The 17,915-nt window shown below is 36.0% G+C and carries 17 protein-coding genes and 2 tRNA genes; all 19 read left to right on the top strand.

What is annotated here, in order from left to right:
* Position 1 precedes the first annotated feature (1 nt).
* The 19 genes from DRF61_RS19420 (at position 2) to DRF61_RS19330 (ending at position 17,910) form a co-directional block, all read left to right on the top strand.
* Positions 2–394 carry a hypothetical protein gene (locus tag DRF61_RS19420; protein ID WP_146897252.1) on the top strand — a complete coding sequence of 131 codons (393 nt, stop codon included), beginning with the start codon at positions 2–4 and terminating at the stop codon, positions 392–394.
* A gap of 34 nt (positions 395–428) precedes the next feature.
* Complete coding sequence (locus tag DRF61_RS19415) at positions 429–1,952, top strand: terminase large subunit domain-containing protein (protein ID WP_167409448.1); 1,524 nt, start codon at positions 429–431, stop codon at positions 1,950–1,952.
* Positions 1,953–2,021: 69 nt separating this feature from the next.
* Positions 2,022–2,780, top strand: a complete 759-nt coding sequence (locus DRF61_RS19410) for a hypothetical protein (protein ID WP_111960145.1) — start codon at positions 2,022–2,024, stop codon at positions 2,778–2,780.
* Complete coding sequence (locus tag DRF61_RS19405; RefSeq protein ID WP_111960143.1) at positions 2,780–3,472, top strand: hypothetical protein; 693 nt, start codon at positions 2,780–2,782, stop codon at positions 3,470–3,472. The genes DRF61_RS19410 and DRF61_RS19405 overlap by 1 nt, the downstream gene beginning before the upstream one ends.
* A gap of 204 nt (positions 3,473–3,676) precedes the next feature.
* Positions 3,677–3,865, top strand: coding sequence for a hypothetical protein (locus DRF61_RS19400; RefSeq protein WP_111960141.1), 189 nt, complete (start codon positions 3,677–3,679; stop codon positions 3,863–3,865).
* Between the two features lie 81 nt (positions 3,866–3,946).
* Positions 3,947–4,028 (top strand) — tRNA-OTHER (locus DRF61_RS19395).
* 90 nt (positions 4,029–4,118) lie between these two features.
* A tRNA-Cys gene (locus tag DRF61_RS19390) sits at positions 4,119–4,189 on the top strand.
* A 114-nt stretch (positions 4,190–4,303) separates the two neighbouring features.
* Positions 4,304–4,753, top strand: coding sequence for a hypothetical protein (locus tag DRF61_RS19385; protein WP_111960139.1), 450 nt, complete (start codon positions 4,304–4,306; stop codon positions 4,751–4,753).
* A 2-nt stretch (positions 4,754–4,755) separates the two neighbouring features.
* Positions 4,756–5,292, top strand: coding sequence for a hypothetical protein (locus DRF61_RS19380; protein WP_111960137.1), 537 nt, complete (start codon positions 4,756–4,758; stop codon positions 5,290–5,292).
* Between the two features lie 282 nt (positions 5,293–5,574).
* On the top strand, positions 5,575–5,832 hold the full coding sequence (locus DRF61_RS19375; RefSeq protein WP_111960135.1) for a hypothetical protein: 258 nt from the start codon (positions 5,575–5,577) through the stop codon (positions 5,830–5,832).
* 168 nt (positions 5,833–6,000) lie between these two features.
* Positions 6,001–6,270: a hypothetical protein gene (locus tag DRF61_RS19370; RefSeq protein WP_146897250.1), complete on the top strand. Its 270-nt coding sequence runs from the start codon at positions 6,001–6,003 to the stop codon at positions 6,268–6,270.
* Complete coding sequence (locus DRF61_RS19365) at positions 6,267–6,863, top strand: hypothetical protein (protein WP_111960131.1); 597 nt, start codon at positions 6,267–6,269, stop codon at positions 6,861–6,863. Before DRF61_RS19370 ends, DRF61_RS19365 begins: the two co-directional genes overlap by 4 nt.
* Positions 6,853–7,122 (top strand): hypothetical protein, encoded by a 270-nt coding sequence (locus DRF61_RS19360; RefSeq protein WP_111960129.1) that lies wholly within the window; start codon positions 6,853–6,855, stop codon positions 7,120–7,122. The genes DRF61_RS19365 and DRF61_RS19360 overlap by 11 nt, the downstream gene beginning before the upstream one ends.
* Positions 7,119–7,598, top strand: coding sequence for a hypothetical protein (locus DRF61_RS19355; RefSeq protein ID WP_111960127.1), 480 nt, complete (start codon positions 7,119–7,121; stop codon positions 7,596–7,598). Before DRF61_RS19360 ends, DRF61_RS19355 begins: the two co-directional genes overlap by 4 nt.
* On the top strand, positions 7,598–9,325 hold the full coding sequence (locus DRF61_RS19350) for a hypothetical protein (protein WP_111960125.1): 1,728 nt from the start codon (positions 7,598–7,600) through the stop codon (positions 9,323–9,325). The genes DRF61_RS19355 and DRF61_RS19350 overlap by 1 nt, the downstream gene beginning before the upstream one ends.
* Positions 9,326–9,335: 10 nt before the next feature.
* On the top strand, positions 9,336–9,929 hold the full coding sequence (locus DRF61_RS19345; protein ID WP_111960123.1) for a hypothetical protein: 594 nt from the start codon (positions 9,336–9,338) through the stop codon (positions 9,927–9,929).
* A complete protein-coding gene (locus DRF61_RS19340) occupies positions 9,929–12,310 on the top strand; it encodes a hypothetical protein (RefSeq protein ID WP_111960121.1) in 2,382 nt (793 codons plus the stop codon). Before DRF61_RS19345 ends, DRF61_RS19340 begins: the two co-directional genes overlap by 1 nt.
* Before the next feature lie 45 nt (positions 12,311–12,355).
* A complete protein-coding gene (locus DRF61_RS19335; protein ID WP_111960119.1) occupies positions 12,356–17,329 on the top strand; it encodes a phage tail tape measure protein in 4,974 nt (1,657 codons plus the stop codon).
* Positions 17,326–17,910: a hypothetical protein gene (locus tag DRF61_RS19330; RefSeq protein ID WP_111960117.1), complete on the top strand. Its 585-nt coding sequence runs from the start codon at positions 17,326–17,328 to the stop codon at positions 17,908–17,910. Before DRF61_RS19335 ends, DRF61_RS19330 begins: the two co-directional genes overlap by 4 nt.
* Positions 17,911–17,915: the final 5 nt, after the last annotated feature.

Below are 17,915 nucleotides of genomic sequence, written 5' to 3'. Positions count from 1 at the left end.
CATGGCAGATTACTATTTCATAGACGGTAAGCATTTACGAATTGAAAATTTAGTCACACACAATGGCAGCGTATTTAAAATAAAAAAGATTTCAAAATACAATGTAACTGCAGACAGAGGGAAAGGTGAAGTGGATTTTAATATTGATGAACTATCACCTTTGAAAATCACTGAATTTTGGTTAAAGAAAATGAATTTTGAATTTGATGAGTTTGAAAAGCCAAAATTAAAAATCCCTTCCGAACTTGGATATGCCAAATTTGAATTGAATGAAAACGGAATCTTTTTAATTGACGGCGATCAATCAACTATTGGTAAAGAATTAAGGTTTGTTCACCAGGTGCAAAATTTATTTTTTGACTTGACCGGTGAAGAATTGCAGATTAGTGAGTAATATTAAAATCATAAGACCACAAGAAGGGTATCAGATGAAGGCCCTTTCCTCCCCTGCCGACATTCTTGTTGGTGGGGGTGCTGCCGGTGTAGGTAAAACAACATGTTTGTTGCTGGAACCGTTACGACACATCAACAATCCAAATTTCGGTTCTGTCTTCTTTCGTAGGACCTCACCAATGATTAAGGCAGAAGGTGGTTTATGGGATGCATCGCAAAATATGTACAAATCCATTCTAGGAAGTGAACCACGTGAATCAACATTAGAATGGTTCTTCCAATCAGGTGCAAAATTTAAGATGTCCCACATGGAGTACGAGAAAAACAAGTACGATTGGCAAGGTGCAGAAATACCCTTAATTCTTTTTGATGAGTTAACACATTTTTCATCATCAATGTTTTTCTACATGCTTTCAAGGAACCGTTCTATGTGTGGTGTTGATCCCTATGTTCGTGCAACATGCAACCCGGATCCGGATAGTTGGTTGGCTGAACTTGTGGATTGGTGGATTGAGCAAGACGAAAAATCACCAAATTACGGTTATCCCGTTCCGGACCGCCAAGGAATGCTGCGTTATTTCACCAGGGAAAACGGAAACCTCATCTGGGGTGATTCTGCACAAGATGTTTATTATAAATGTAAAGATTCCATTGATGAAATAATTGCTCGATCAAAGGGTTTAATCACGGTTAAAGACCTTATTAAATCATTCACCTTCGTTGGTGGTTCGATCTATGAAAATGTTGAACTATTGAAGGTGAATCCCGCCTACCTGGGAAACTTGAACGCACTTGATGAAAATGAAAAATTAAGGCTTCTTGGTGGGAATTGGAAGATTTCATTGAAGGGTGATGATATCTATGATTCAAAAAAGTTCAATGATATGTTCACCAACAGTTATGTTCCAAAAGGTGAAAATTATATCACAACGGATATTGCAATGAAAGGATCTGATAAATTCATTGTCTATGTTTGGTCCGGGAAAAGACTTGAAGACTTCCATGTTATGGATAAATCAAGCGGTCCCCAAGTTATTAATTTGATAAAAGATAATGCCTTCGCTCATGCTGTTCCTCACTCTAGCATTGTATTTGACAATGATGGGGTCGGTCAATTCGTTGATGGTTTCATTGAAGGTGCCCGTGAATTCAATAATGGTGCTACACCATTACCAAATGATGAAACAGGAAAACCAGAAAGTTACAAGAATTTAAAATCTCAATGTTTCTTTAAATCTGGGGATGCTGTTACAAGGGGCGAATATTACATCACGCCTTATGCAGCAAATAAGCGTTATGATGATAAAATGACTTTGAAAGAACGGATGCTGTTTGAAAGAAAGGCGATAAAACGAGGTAGCATTGACAAAGATGGAAAATTGTGTGTTATCAAAAAAGAAGAAATGAAAAATTTCCTGAACGGCCAATCCCCCGATGTGATGGATTGCTTTATGATGCGTGAATGGTTTGAATTCAAGGTTAATCAAACATCAAAAGTAACATCTCATTCATTAAGAGATTATGACAACGGTCTTGAACTGTTGGATTTTTTAAGATAAAAATATGTAACATTGTTATATATTTTTTTATATATTTACACTTTAAATCAACCTATTAAACAATTAGTCATGCTAAACCCCGAACAAATACAAGAAACAATCAATGATGTTCAGGAATTAAAGGACAAGATCCTTAAAAGACATCAGCAAGATCCAACCTTTTGTTTAAGAACCGAAAGCGTTTTTACTCAATACATCAACTCACTTTCTTACATCACAGGGAATGTAAACCCGCAAACTGCATCTTATGGATTCAATCCACAACCGTTGAAATCGGTGATTGGAAAACCTATTGGTGAAAGATCTGGCACCAAGTTAGATTTGCCCGTGATCAGCACAGATGATGTTGAAGCATTCAAAGAAACCGTTCAACTCTTACATGATGGCTTTCTTGATCGTGAAAACATTCAACTTCTGGATTCCTTAAAAGAAATCGAAATCCGTGGTGTTGCCAGTCTTGCCGGACTTGACGACTTCCGAGAAGCCGAAATAAATGGTGCTTACATTGATGTGATCAAAGCAAAGATCACCGCCAATAAGGACCTGGAAGCAGCAAGGGAACAGAAGAAAAAAGAACTTCAAGGCAATACATCGGCAAATGATACTGCACCGGCGGTGGTTGTAGATCAAAAACAACCTGAAGGTGATGCAGTGGTTAACGTAATCCAAGAAGGTGCCACCGCCAATAAGGACCTGGAAGCAGATCAGAAGCAAAATGAAGGATCTTTATCAACGAACCTGCCAGAAGGTGCCCCGGCAAACAATACCCCGGATGTTATTGTTGCAGCAGCTAAAGCAGAAAAAACAAAGCAAAACACAAAGAAATAATGGATTTCAATTGGAAAGGAAAAACTTATTCACTTCCTGTAACGCTGAATCAAGTCACAGTTCGCCAAAGAATTGAATTTGATGCACAATACAGAAGTGAGATTGTTCAGCTTCAGGAAAATGTTTTCAGAAAGGATGAAGAAGGAAATGAATTGGATGTTGATGAAATGGACGTTTCATTGCTGAATGTTTCCGTTGCTGCAATGAATCTTTCATTCTTCACCGGGATCCCGATGAGTGAAATTGATTCTGAAATGTCGGTTGATGATGTGATGAATTTATATTTCTCATGCTTTCATCAATTGTACGAAGAACAGGAAAATATTCAATTGCAAGAAGAATATCTGTTTATGGATGATTTTTGGAAAATTGAAACGCCGGTCCTTAGTCATGAAAGCAAGATCACATTCAATGAATTAATTACCTCCAAACAGGTAATTAAGCAAATGCAGGAACTTTCAGCCGGTAAATGGGATGCAATTCCAATTCTTGCTGCAATATATCTTAAAAAAGAAGGTGAAGTCTTCAACGAAAGTTGGCTTTCCCCTGGAAGTGAAAGACTTGAAATGATGTATAATCTTCCTATGGATATCGCTCTTGCAGTAGCTTTTTTTTTGCAGAATTCAATGGATCAGTTTCTGAAAACTTCAGTGTATTTGCAGGAGGAAAAGACGGAGACGGGCCAAATTTAGAAGCACATTTTGAAAAATGGGGATGGCTTTCATTCTTAACATTTGTCGCTGAAAAAGGAACAATCTTTTACAAGAACAACGGAAAGTCCAATTTGGAAAATATAAAGGAAACAAAGGCTTATGACATTCTTCTTTGGGCTTCAGAACAAAAAGACCATGAAGAGTTTATCCAAGAATATTACGAATCTTTAAAAACAACATAGTATGAACACATGCACTTCAGAATTTTCTTCTTATGAAGGATTGTCTTCCAGATATTATGAATCTGGTAAATCAATCGAAAATCAAAAAAAAACACCGACACAGGGAGTTTCTGGAAAAACAAATTTTCACCACAAATTTAAAAGCGGTAAAAAGCCACAAGGCAAATTTACAAGCATGAAAGTAAAGTAATAAACGAAGACCTCATTGGCAGGGTAGAAACCTTTTTCGTAAAGGGGTGGTTTATTGAGCAGGGAACCAGACCTGCAAACCGGGGGTTTAGCTTAGCTAGGAAGAGCAGGGGTGATCACACAAAACAGTGCCTAAGGCGTGGGTTCGATTCCTACAACCTCCACAAACATTTTAAAGAGAGGGTTCTATTTATGGAAAACAGTCCGATCAACTGGCGTGATGCATAACGTAGAAGTAAATAGAACCCGTGAATGCCGATTTGTTCGAGTGGTTAGAAGGTAGTCTGCAAAACTACATACACGGGTTCGATCCCCGTAATCGGTTCGATAAGAATTTTTCTTTTCATTATGTGTTTTTTCCCGGCTGATTTTGGTCGGTCGGGTTTTATTAAAAATATGTAACAATGTTAAATATTATTAACCAAATAAATTTTAAAAAATGAATCAACAACAGCAAGATTTTGAAAAATTATTCAGAAATGAATTAGAATCTGTAAACTTTGAAATCAGCAAAGTAAACATTGAACTATTAACGCCTATCTGGAAAAAAGTTTTGGATTCTAGTTCCCTGTATAGTTTAGATTGTGATATTGTTATCCTGGAACAGATTGCAAAAACTGTTTATTCAGAAAATGAAATTCAGTTCAATCTTTTTAATGTCTCATTCTTATTGAACGCTTTGACAAAACTTTCACCGAAAGAATTAGACATCACTATGTTTGAATACATTGTATTTAATAGGATGGTCAAAGAATTATCTGAAAAGTGGAATGAACTGGTTATGCCTATCCGTCAAAAATTGATGAATAAAATACAAACACAGGCTGCTTTGAATATTCAGCAAAACCATAACGGAAAACAAGTAATCCCACCATTTAAAGGAAGATAGTCATGAAGACAGTAAAATTAATTGCCGTTGGAATTAGCTTTCCTATTGCTGAAGCACTTGCAAATCAATTTGCACAGAAATGTTCACATAAGGAATTAGGGTTCAAGGTTGGCGGTTGGCAAGCAACAAACGATGAAGTGATTTTTGATATGTACGGAATTGTAAAAGCCAAAGCCGGAAGTTTTCCATGTCCTATGACAGATGGACCTTACAGGGCGGTGCCCATTGTAAAAACAGATATACAAAAATCATATAATGCTGGTTTTACTGCAGGTGAAAATGCTGCAGCACTATTTAAAGCGATCTCCGAATTAGAAATTGCTGAAACTCTCAATAATTTAAATTCTAATTGGTTTGCAGCAATCGAAGGAAGGTTGAATAAACCAAAAATCGAATTGATGCCTGAAAAGATCTGGCAGGAACAAAGGGTTAAATCTATCAATGAAGCCATTCAAAGTTATTCACAAGAAAATCAAATTATTCCGGCTGAATGGGTGAAGGAAAGAAATGAACTTCTTAAAAAACTTTGTACGCTATGAAGCAAGAACCAAAATTTCCGGCTGACAGATTAGATAAGGAAACAAGGTTCCAGATAGGGACAGGTTGCATTGTAATAGTAATTATGGCTATTACTTGTATTGGTTTAGGGATTTTAATTGATAGATATTGGTTATGAATATTATTCAAGTTTGTAAAGAAAAAGAATGTGACAATAAGCCTGTCTTAAATGTACAGATAGGAAGTCACAAGCAAAATTTTTGCTGTCAGAAAGGTTTTGAAAAGTCTCTATCTGAATTCACAAAATTCCTAGGAAAGAAAAAATGATCAAGATTTTCCACATATTAAAAGGTTGGTTCCGGTCCTACATTTCGGCGTCAGAAAAAATCAAAAAACTTTCTGAACAAAGACTTGAAGTGTGCCGGGATTGCCCTTTTGCCGTTGAAAAATCCTTCTTGAAGTTTAGGGAGAATGAAGCGATTCAGGAAAAAACAAAAGCCTGTCAATTTTGCGGATGTCCGGTGATTGAAAAAAGCCTTGTTGAAGAAGAAAAATGTCACTTGAACTTATGGAAGAAGTAAAATGCAACGGAAAAACAATTTACCCGTCCGAGAAATTGGCAAACACCGCAAAGAATTCAATTAAAAGGACAAGTCACAGGAATAGCATTCCGAAAAGATCATATTTCTGTAAAGATTGCCATGGCTGGCACCTTACAAGTAAAATGCATAAACCAAACAACGAAGACAATGAGTCATAATATTGATGAAATACAGCTTCCAAGTGCTAAAGAAGCAGCAGACAGAGAAAAATTGAGATTCAAAACATTCGTTGAGTTCTGGGCAAGTATGAGTGATGAAGAAATAAAGCTTTATCCGCCATTTATTCAACTAACATTGGCACATAGAAGAGAATTGTCAAAAACATATTTATTCTGTGAAGTCAAGTTTGAAGAAAATTTTAAACAAGAACTTAATCATATCAATAATCTTATTAAAACAAGTATGGGATTATTATGAACGAACTTAATCTTTATCAGCTATACAGGGACATCATTAAAAAATCAAAAGTGATGCGCCGGTTTGTAACTGGTCCTAACTATGGGGATGAGTTGAACAAAAATAATGCAGGGGAAATTTTGAAGGATTTTCTGGAAGGTATCAAAGACGGCAAGAAATATCCGCTTTGCATCATGTTCCCGCCGGTGGAACTTCCAAATTTTGACACAAATTGGAGTAAATATAAATGCAGATTGTTATTTCTTACAACGCAACACAACGATGCGAACGGAACACAAAACAGGAATCCATTCAATAATCTTTCCCAACATACTATTGAACAAACATGGAAAGATATGGGAGTTTGCGCAAAGGATTTCAGGAAGTTTCTGAATATGATAATTGCAAAATTTCCCGGTACGGAAATAAGGGAATGCACTTCTGTTGATGTTATTGAAAGATATTCCGGTGTTGGTGCAGATAACCTTGCCGGCGTAGGACTTTCATTTGACATTGATCTTGCTATTGCCTGTGATCTGGAAGATTATTCTGAAGAAGATTTAAAAAGTTTTGAAATAAATACAACTGATTTACACCCACATCATGAGCATTAAGAGAATAGCAGAACAAATCCCAGATGAAGTAAGAAGCCAGGTTCTTCTTAACGAAAAGGATATTATATCAAACGCAATTGCAGTTTGGGACAATGATAATATGCAGAAGCTTTTAAAAATATGGCACACATTCATTGAGCCGGAAAAGGAAATGACTTCATGTCCTATTTGCGTAGGAAACATTTTAAAAAATTTCGTCCAAATGAAGCCTTTTTTGGTTGAATTGGAGAATGATTATAGAAGATTAAATGCACTATGAAACAAACACTCCAAAAAGTAGAAGATCTATTGTCTAATGCGTTGGTGAAACAATTGGCAGATCAAGGGCATCGCTTAACCGGTTCCCTTGAAAACTCAATTTTGAATTCATCCAGGGTTATTGACGGCAAAAACAGGTCTGAACTTTTTGGATTCGCCCTTGATTATGCACAAGATCTTGAAAATGGAACAAAAAAATTTGGAAAGGATCATGTCCGTGATTTATATAAATATTTCATTTTAAGAGGGCTTAATAATATTCAAGCAATGGAAGCTGCAGTTTTAACCAACAAAAGACACCGGGCTGAAGGAATGCCAACACTGGCTTCAGCAAGATTTTCAAAAACAGGGGAACGAAAAAAATTCATTCAAAACACTTGGAGAGAGAATGAGCAAAAAGTTGATTCTATTGTGGATCAAGGAACCGATTCTTTTTTTGATGAATTATATAACAATCAAAAATCTGAAACACTATAATGCCAATAACCGCTATTACATATCAGCCAGAAACATTTTCTTTAAACTCCGTTTACAGGCCTGTAATCTTCAGATGTAGGGCCAAAATTCCAAATGCAACTGCACAAAATTATAAATGTCCGGTCGTTTTTTGTGATGTTTATGTTGACGGTGTTTATTATAAATCCCTTGCAAGAACCCAATTCATAAAAGATGAAAATCAGGATCCGGAATATGAATTTGATATCCAGGACGCAGTTCAAGAATTAATGGGTTACAATCTGCCAAAGATGAACGGAAAGATAATTGAAGAATTTGACAACACAATTAAAAAAGTATTTGTAAAATTCAGAAATGCTTATTCAGATTCAAACGGTTTTTCAGCAAGTGAGCAGGTGGCCCCCATTCAAGGAACTTCATCTACTCCACCGGTTGAAGGTGCTGGAACAAATTCAAATGAAATTTATGTTTTGAATTCAGTAATTCAGCATGAAGAAAATCAGGATCTTGATAAGCTTCTTGAATCTTACAAAACCGGAACCTGGGGAAACGCTTTTCCATTAACCAAACGGCCAAAAGAATTTAAAATCTGTAAAGGCGACAGTTCACACTTTCCCATTATTTCCGCTTACAGACCCAAAACTATATGCGTCCAGGCAAAAACAAAGTCTGGAAGCATTATTGACATTTGTAACGAAATAATTGAAGATTGCCCTATTCTTTCAAATATACAATATACTATCACAAAGGATATTCCCAACAACAGCCAGGCAATTACTTTTACATGGACGAACCCGGTGAACCTTCCTTCAGTACCTTATGATATAAAAATTTATAGGCGTTTACATGGTTCAAATGATCCTTGGTCAACAACGCAAATCACTGTGTACCCTACCCCGGTGAATGAACAAATTATTATTACTCCATTTGCTTACTATGATTTTGTTTTTGAAATAATTGGTAGATGTAACGCATTGGAATTTAGCCAACTTCCTATTATTGAAAATGTTGGTACCGAAAGAAACAGTCCGCCAACAATTTCACTTCGTTGGATGGATAATCAAGGTACAGAAGAAAGATTATGTTCACAAAACAACTGCAGTGCTGTGATTGAAGTACTTGCTGCAGATCCGGACAATGATATTGCAAATGTCAAAATATTGAAAAGCATTGACAATGGTGCTACTTGGACTGTATTAATAGCAGATTTGACCACAAACACTTTTACTGATAGCCTTGATTCTGTTGGTATAAAGAAATACAAAGCTGTTGTCACTGATATTCCCGGCCTAACAGCAGAATCAAACATAATGACCTACAAAGGTAATAGTATGGTTAGCGTTGACCGATATCCGGATTTTTTCATTACGATCTATAAACCGGATTCTGGCAGTCATTTTATTGGTCAGGTTAAGTTTTACGGTTTACAGTCGGAAACAGTAGATGGTTCTAATATAACAAAGGTTGAAGTTTTCTGCAGGTTTAGAGCGATCGGGGAAAACATTTGGTGGCAAACCAATGAAACGCATGTATTCGCCACACCTTCACCTACAATCAATTTGACAAGACAGTTTGTTTACGGCTTCCGGGATAACTCCAAATACATAGGAACACGGGACTGGAACGGGGCGGACAGTTTCTTTGCAGAATTCAAGATTTACACATCATCGGGAGAAATTAAGATTTTCAACCTGTATTATTCTGGCTTCCCATGGTATTCAGATTATAACCAAGCAATCACCCTTTAATAAAAACATTATGGCAGGTATAGATTATAGCGTTTTTTACATTCCGGAAGGCATTCCAAATATTAAAGAATATTTTCCAAACATTGACTTCAGTGAAGTTGATGAATGGACTGTTTATGTTAAAGACAGCCAGGATAATATTCTTGCAACTTCCAGACGAAATATTAACGGATGTTGTTGCATAGATGATAAGGTAAGAATTCACTTTATCAATTCATTAGGTGAAATTGATTCTATAAACTTCATTCTTAGCATTGAAGAACATGAAACCAAATCCGATACTTGGAAAAAGTCACAAAAATCCCCTTTAAATAGGACCAAAGGCGGTAGTTATCGCCAAAACATAACCTCCAACGAAACAATTGAAGCTGAAACAAGATGCTATTCAGAAAGTGATCAATATTGGATTAAAGAACTGATGGATTCGCCTGTTGCTTGGATTGAAACCCTTCTTCCAAATGGTTTCCATGAAAGTAATGAAAAAGAATTTATTCCAATCGAAATTTCAGACATGAAATTCAATCCTAAAAAAAACAAAGGACGATATGAATATATAGTTAAGATCAAGTTTTCAATGAGTAATGATAATTCAACACATAGATAATGGCAAGTGATTATTTAAAATTAACCATGAACAATGAAGAATTAGACATTGACACAAATTCTGATTTTCCAATTGCTATTGATTATCAGCTTGAAGATATAGAAAATTTTCAGGCAAAAAAAAGCAGTGAATCAACCGGAATAAAACTTCCGGCAACCTTAAAGAATCAAAAGATATTAAACACCTTCAACAATACATCTGTTGAAGACTTAACGCCTAACGAATTTTTCAAAGGGATCAGGAGAATTGTTATTGAAGCTAATGGGGATGAAATATTCATTGGAAAAGCCATTCCAAAAAAATCATTTCGTAACGGTGGAAAAACAACATCTTTTGAAATTGATGCCTTTGGAAACAATGGTGACTGGATCATTGATATGAAAGAATTGACATTGTACGAAGTTTTGAAAAGGATTGAATTAACCTTTGATAAATCCACAATTATAAATTCCTGGCAGTTTGATGGAACGGATGAAAATCTTCCGTATGTTTTTGCACCGGTAAAATATGCAGCCCCATTGGATCTGGTGGATAATAACGATAAAAATTATCATATTAAAAATTTTCGCCCTTCAATTTCAAAATTCTTCACTATTTATTGGGCTTTCAAAATGTTTGGCTATAGAATCAAAGGTGATTTTATAGATTCTTCCTTCTATCGTAGACAGGTGCTTCCCTGGACTTTCGGCAACTTTTTAACTTCCGGAGGAACCAAATATGACATTCATAAGTTTCTTGCAAAAAGTGACATTGAACGAAGATTTGAAGAAATGGACGATTGGGTTGATTTAAATGTAAGGGATTTCCCAACACCATGTTTCGACAATAACAATACGATTGCTGAAGGTGATTTCACTGGATCTGATGCACATGGTGGAGGCACTGAACTAACATGGAAATATAACACCCCTCATTATGGTCCTTTAGAAGTTACTTTTTCTATGCAGTTGTTCTATGATTATAAAATTGATTTCTCGTCTATTGTTGAACTCAATGTTTTCTGGTACCAAAGAACTATTTCAGGAACACAACTTATGCAGCAGAATCAAATTTTTGATCACCAGGCCCCCACTGCAGGCAGCACTGAAGGCAGCGACACTGTGCCGGTATGGTTTTCCACACTTGTAAACCCAAATGATGAAATTGTTTGTAAAATTAAATTAAGGATCAAGGAAAGTAAAACAGCTACCGTTGCTAGGTGTTCACTTAAAGTTGATGAATATCAGATTGATCACTTTAAAATACCGGTTGGCGGTCAAGTTACCTTTGATTCATACTTACCACTTCAGAAATATAAATTTCTTGATTTTTTGAGAGGTGAAGTAGATTTGTTCAATCTTTCCTTTCAGACGGATCCGGTTAATAAGATAGTTCTTATTGAGCCAACGCATGAATTTTCAGAATCTAACGATTTATCACAAAAAAAAGGCGGTTATTTCAATGGGGACTACATTGATTGGAGTGACAAAGAAGATATTGCAAAAGAAAGCTTTGTTGAAATATACAACAACAACGCCCGTGAATTCGTGTTTAAATTTAAAGATGATTCAAATGATGGGGCTTTGAAGATAGTTCAGGACCGTTATAAAATTACCCTTGCAAGTGGTAAATATCTATTCTCAGAAAGATTCAAGGCCGAAAAAAAGGAATACGAAAACCGTTTCTATTCACCTACCATGCATTATAATGTGGATGAATTTGCTGATGTTACAGGGGAAACCCCACAAATGATTTGCCTGGTTCCGGAAAACATTTCAAACACTTCAAGTTCAGAATCTCAAAATGTTTTTTCTCCCAAATCAGCCTATTATAAAGGTCTTGTTTCTGGTGTTGGAGGTTGGAGAATGAAAGACAATGACGGTAGTATTATAACATATAACAACTACCCTTTCCTATTTGCGGTCAATTATAAGGACGGCGGTGAAAATGATCCTATTCTTTCCTATTCTGATGAAAAAATAGGTAGTAGCACCGGAACCAAAGTAATTGGAAGAGGATTAATAAAAAGGTTCTTCTGGCAAAGGTTAGCAATCATGAATGATGGAAGACAATTGAACACATTTATTAAGCTTAATAACAAAGATGTTACCAATTGGTTCCACCGTGAAAGAATAAATCTTCATGGTGAATTGTTTGAACTTATTAAAATTGACGGATATAAAGCCTTAAAAGGGGTTTCCACATCCTGTTTGCTTCGTAAATGGGTACCAATAACCGAGAAAGAAAGCAAAAATACTTATCCAAGTGAAAAAAGCATTTTAACAGATGCTGTTGAAGTATTAACTGAACCAATCAGTAATTCAGACAGTACTTTAATTGACAAAGTTTTTGACACTCAGTATAATCGGTTAATGTGTTTATACACCGACATTCCAAGATAAATTTTAAATACAAATATGTAACAATGTTACATTAATAATGAAATTATGGCTAACGTTACGAAAATTTATGAAGTCAAGATTCAGGGCCAAGGGGTTTTGCTTGATGAAATGAAGAAAGTCAACAGGGAGTTTGACGATTCAAAGAAAAAGTGGAAAGAACTAAAAGATCTTATTTCAAGGGGTGGTCTTTCTTCTGCTGAAATGGCAAAGTATAATGAAGAAATGAAACAGGCGAAACTGGAAACAGAACGCTTGAAGCAGGAAACCATAAAGTTAAGAAATGAAAGTATTGCCCTAGGTAATGCCAATAAACAACAAGCCACTGAACAAAGGAGGGTAAGAGACGAAACGAGGCAATCTGTTGGAGATTACAAACAATTATCCCGTGAATTAACCGAATTACGTAACAAGGCAAAAGACACCGCCGTAAAATTCGGTGTTGATTCAAATGAATTTAAAAGGGCACAAGCTGAAGTTAATGTTCTGGACCGCCGTCTGAAGGATATTGATGCACGTCTTGGCCAATATCAAAGAAACGTTGGTAATTATCCCGGAAATAATCTTTCTGGATTAAACAAAAACACCATTCAATCTTTAACCGGTGCAGGGCTTGGAAGTGTAATTGCAACACAGGTAAATGAAGCTAAAAACAAAGTTCGGGAATTAGATACTGAACTTTTGACCCTAAAAAATAGATTAAATACGGTAAGGCAAAGTGGTACCGGTGATCTTGATGCAATTCAGCGTGAAATTATTGAGAACCGAAATGCAGCTTCACAATTTACCCGTGAAATTACAAGGATTCAAACCGAATTAAGAAACACAAGTACGGTTGGCGGTCAAGTTACCAACAATTTAAAGAATTATTTCCGTAATCTGAAAGGAGAAATTACCGGCTTTATGGTCGGGTTTCTTTCGTTTCAAACTGCCATGGCAAAAACACAGGAACTTATTGATAATACTTATCAATTGGCTGATGGTGTTACGAGTATGGAAGTTGAATTGGAAAAAGCAGCCGGCGGGGCGCAAAAACTGGTTGATAACCTTGCAAAAATTGATACAAGGACCAAACTTCCGGAATTGGTTAATATTGGGAATATTGCCATAAAAGCAGGTGTTGAAGAATCAGATCTTGTTGGTGTTGTAGCGGGTATTGATAAAATAAAAACAGCCTTTGGAAAAGATTTTGGCGATGTAGAAACCGGTACCGAAAGTCTTGTAAAACTGATCAACGTTTTTGAAGGATCCGGAAATGTTACAGAAGATAATTTGCTCAGAATGGGTAATGCTGTACGTACTTTGGCCAATGAATCCGTGGCATCCGTTCCGTTTTTGAATGACTTTTCCAAAAGAATGGCAGGTCTAAAGGGTATTTCTGATATCACCCTTCCTTCTGTTTTAGGGCTGGCATCCGGATTTGAACAATACGGCCAAAGTGCAGAAACTTCTTCAACTGCATTAGTGCGTATCATCCCAAAAATTGCGAGTGATACAGAAAAGTTTTCCAAGTTTGCAAAAATGTCGCAAAAGGATTTTTCTGCATTAATCAATTCAAATCCTGCTGAGGCCCTTATTCGTGTCGCTGAAGGAATCACAAAAGATAAAGTAAGTATTGAAGAACTTATTCAATCATTGGGTGATTCAGAACTTGCAAAAAAAGGTGGTGCAGGGATTGTTTCAGCATTGGGGGTTTTAGGTAAGAATTCAGAAACATTTAGAAAAAGTATTAAAAGTGCCGGTGAAGCTTATCAAGATACATCCAATATCACCGATGCATTCAATAAAAAAAATGAAAACCTATCAGCCGGAATGGATAAGCTTAAAAAAAGCTTTGTTGATGCTGCTAATAATCAGAAATTCCAATCATTCCTTAAAACTACTATTACTATAATTGGAGTGCTTGGAAGTGCCATTTCTGGAATACCAATGTGGGCGTGGTATACTATAATTACACTTCTAACACTTGCATATTGGCAAAATATACAAGCATTAGCCATTTCAATCCAACAAACAGTTGTTTATGCAGCAAGAACTGTAATAGGGAATGCATTGATTACCGCTTCAAATATTTTGATTAGAGCCCAAGCAGTTGCACTTGCTGTTGCAAATTTGGGTTGGAGGGCATTAAATGCAACAATGTTGTTTTTTGGGACAATTATTCCAGGAATTAGAACCGCGTGGATTTCTTTGAATTTAACAATTCTCACAACGCCTGTTGGATGGATTATTGCAGGTTTGGCAGCAATCGGCGGTGCGATGGTATTAATGAGTGCAAGAACTGAAAAAGCTTCTGACAGCCTTAAAAAACAAGGTCAGGCAATTAAGCAAACTGCTACAGAAATGAAGTTGAACGCTGAAATCACTAAAAAAACAACTGAAGCTACTGTTGATACCATTGCTAAAATTGAAATATTAACTCGTGTTTTGAAGGATAATAACATTGCACTGAGTACAAAGAAAATTGCGCTTCAAGAACTAATAAATATTAACCCTAAATACCTAGGGGCCCTTACTCTTGAAAATATTAAAACTGCTGAAGGAACGCAGATTCTTGAAGCTTACCGTAAAAAGATCCTTGAAGTTGCTAGAGCAAAGGCGGTTGAATCTTTGGTTCAAGAAAAACAAAAAAAATTAGTGGAACTTGAAATGAAAGCCACTGATGATGCTAACGCAAAACTTGAAGCAGACAAGTATAAAAATAAGGTTTTTGACAGTCGTTCGTGGGGAGAATTTGCACGTGGGGTTGGTGGCATGATTGGGATCGGCCCTGGTGATTCAGAGGATGTTTATAACAACAATCTGAAAGAAAGAATCCAGCTTCAAAAAGAAATGAATATTCTTACTAAAGAACAGGTTCAAAATATTGCTAAAGGAAATGCAACCAATTTCACGGGCTCCGATTCTGGGTCAGGAGTTTCAAGAACACTGTCTGCTTTGCGTGAAGAAATCCAGGCATTGACAACTGAATTTGATGCAGCAGAAATTGGTTCAAAAAGGTATTATGATCTTCAGAAACAAATAAAACAAAAGCAGGATTATCTTGATTCACTTACCAAGACTGATAAAAAAACAAATATTGACAAGGGGTCCCGGTTGACTGGCACACAAAAAGACCGTCTTAAAGATCTTGAATCCGTTAAGAATGATGAATTAGCCGTTTTAGAAAAGTCATTTCTCCAAGGTAAAATAAATGAGGAAGATTATATCAAAAAAAGCCTTGACAGTACAAATAAATATCATGATGCTAAAATTGCTTACCTAAAAAAAGGAAATGCTGAAGAAAGAAAGCAGGAATCCCAGGCACAACTTGATAAATTTAAATCACAACGTGAAGCAAATGATAAGCTTTTCACCCTTAATAAGAAGCGTGTTGATGATGAATTGAAAAATGAAGAAGATTCCTTACAGAGAAAAAGAGATCTTGTTATTAATAGTCCATTTTCTTCTGAATTAGAAAAATTAGAAGCAGAAAAACTTTTCTATAAGGAAAGTACGGATGCTCAAATTGCATACAATCAGAAAATGTTGGATTTACAATCAGAGTATTCCAAAGGATCTGTTGAAGAATTCAATAACCTAATGCGCCAACTTAAAGAAAAATTGGATGCAGAAAATAGGAATACACTTGAATATAGAATCAAGGTAACTGCAGTTACCTTCAATGTAATTGACAGGACTTCAGAAGAAATGAAAAATGCCAATGAAATAAAGGCGAATTCTGATTCTAAACTTGTATTACAAAATAAAGAGTTAACCAATATTCAGAGAAAAATTGAACTTCAAAAAATTTCTGCAAGACTTGAACTTCAAAATATCAATGTTGAACTTGGAAATATAAGATCCAAAATTGAAGCCTATGACCTTTTCATAATGCAAGGCAAAGAACTTACTGAAATTGAATGGGATAAATGGAATGCTTTAAGAAAGCAAAAAGAAGAATTGGAGTTCCAGAAAGCACAAGCCGAGAGTAATGTAAGGGTAACCGGTGCAGCCGTTCCAGTTGGGGCACCAGGATCCGGAGTTTCCGGCCTTGCTTCTTCCTTAACAAATAAATTAAAGAACGGGGATGATCAAATTATGTTGGGCGGAAAAGATGTTTCTGAACAATTGGGTTATGCTATTGCTCAATCATTCGATATTGCACAACAGGCGATGAATAGTTATTTCGATATGGAACGTCAAAGGGTTGAAGAAAGTAAACAATTAGCCTATGAAAGAATTGATTTAGAGACTAAACAATTACAAAGATTTGCACAATCCGCCGCAGAAAAAGAAAGTATTGACAGACAGGCAGCCGAAAAAAAGAAAAAAGCAGATAAAGAAGCCGGAGAAAAATTAAAAAAAATCAAGAAAAACGAAGCCAGAATTGCTTTCTTTTTGGAATTAGGGAATATTTGGTCAACGGCAATGCAATTAGGCCCAATCGCCGGGCCGATTATGGGGGCAATTTTATCCACTATTGCAACAGTAAGATTTGCATCAACGATGTCTAATATTGATAAAACACAATATAAACGCGGGGGTCAGTTTTTAGGTAAAGGCGGTAAATTATTTGGTCCGTCCCATTCAGAAGGCGGAATGCCTGTGTACGATCCTAACACCGGAAATAAAGTTGCTGAAATGGAAGGTATGGAAGGAATTATCAATGCTGATTCAATGAAAGATAAGTCTACTTATACAGTTTCCGGAACCCCTTCACAGATTGCCAGTAAAATAAATTCAATTGGCGGGGGTGTTGACTGGGATGGTGGTGCAACAATGAAGAAGTTCATGAATGGAGGGAAATTTTTAGGAAGCAATTTGCAACCGCCGGTCTTCAGGAGTTATTACGAAGATTCAAATTCTTCTACACAAAATAATAATGCAAATTTTGAAAGACTTGACAGGATCGAACAGAGTATTGAAGAATTGGCGGAAATGCAAAAACAAGAATCCATGAAGAAAACTTATGTTTCCCAACGTGATATTGATAATGCCCAAAAAGAAAATAAAAAACGTTCAGAAATTGCGACATTATGACATTTGAAGAATTGAAATTTGAATTGCTAGATCGGCAAAGAAAAAAAGAAATCAACAAACTTTTCCACCTATATGTTAAAGCGGAAAGCTATAGTGATATTTTGAGGATTGTTAAATCTGAAGGAAATTTCCGTTGGATTTTTAAAAACGGATTCCGTGATCTTATCCAATATTTTCCCATTGAAGAATTGGAGAACGAAGGATTTTATCAAAGAGAGGTAAGTTTAACCGACACAGTAACTGATATAATACTACTTCAGGGATCTTCTTTAACACTTGATCTTTCCGGCAAAACCCGTTGCAGGGTAATTATTGATAATGCCAATGCCGTGATCACGGTAAATGATTTGGCTATGGTTGAAGTAGAATGTTATCGTGAAGGATCTGCCCGGATTACAAACAACGATTGGTCATATTCTTATGTTACGGCAAGGGATGAATCAATAATTAGTTTATGGGGTAATAATAAATCTACACTTTATTTAGATGCTTACCAGAATTCAAAAACATACGCATACCTACAGCCTGAATCATTTTTATATTCTATTATAAATGATAATGCTGTACTAAACAAAAATTAATATCC

The sequence above is a fragment of the Chryseobacterium lathyri genome (assembly GCF_003290185.1).
Classification (GTDB): domain Bacteria; phylum Bacteroidota; class Bacteroidia; order Flavobacteriales; family Weeksellaceae; genus Chryseobacterium; species Chryseobacterium lathyri.
The sequence above is the reverse complement of the archived record's forward strand: the minus strand, read 5'-3'. Positions and strand labels throughout refer to the sequence as shown.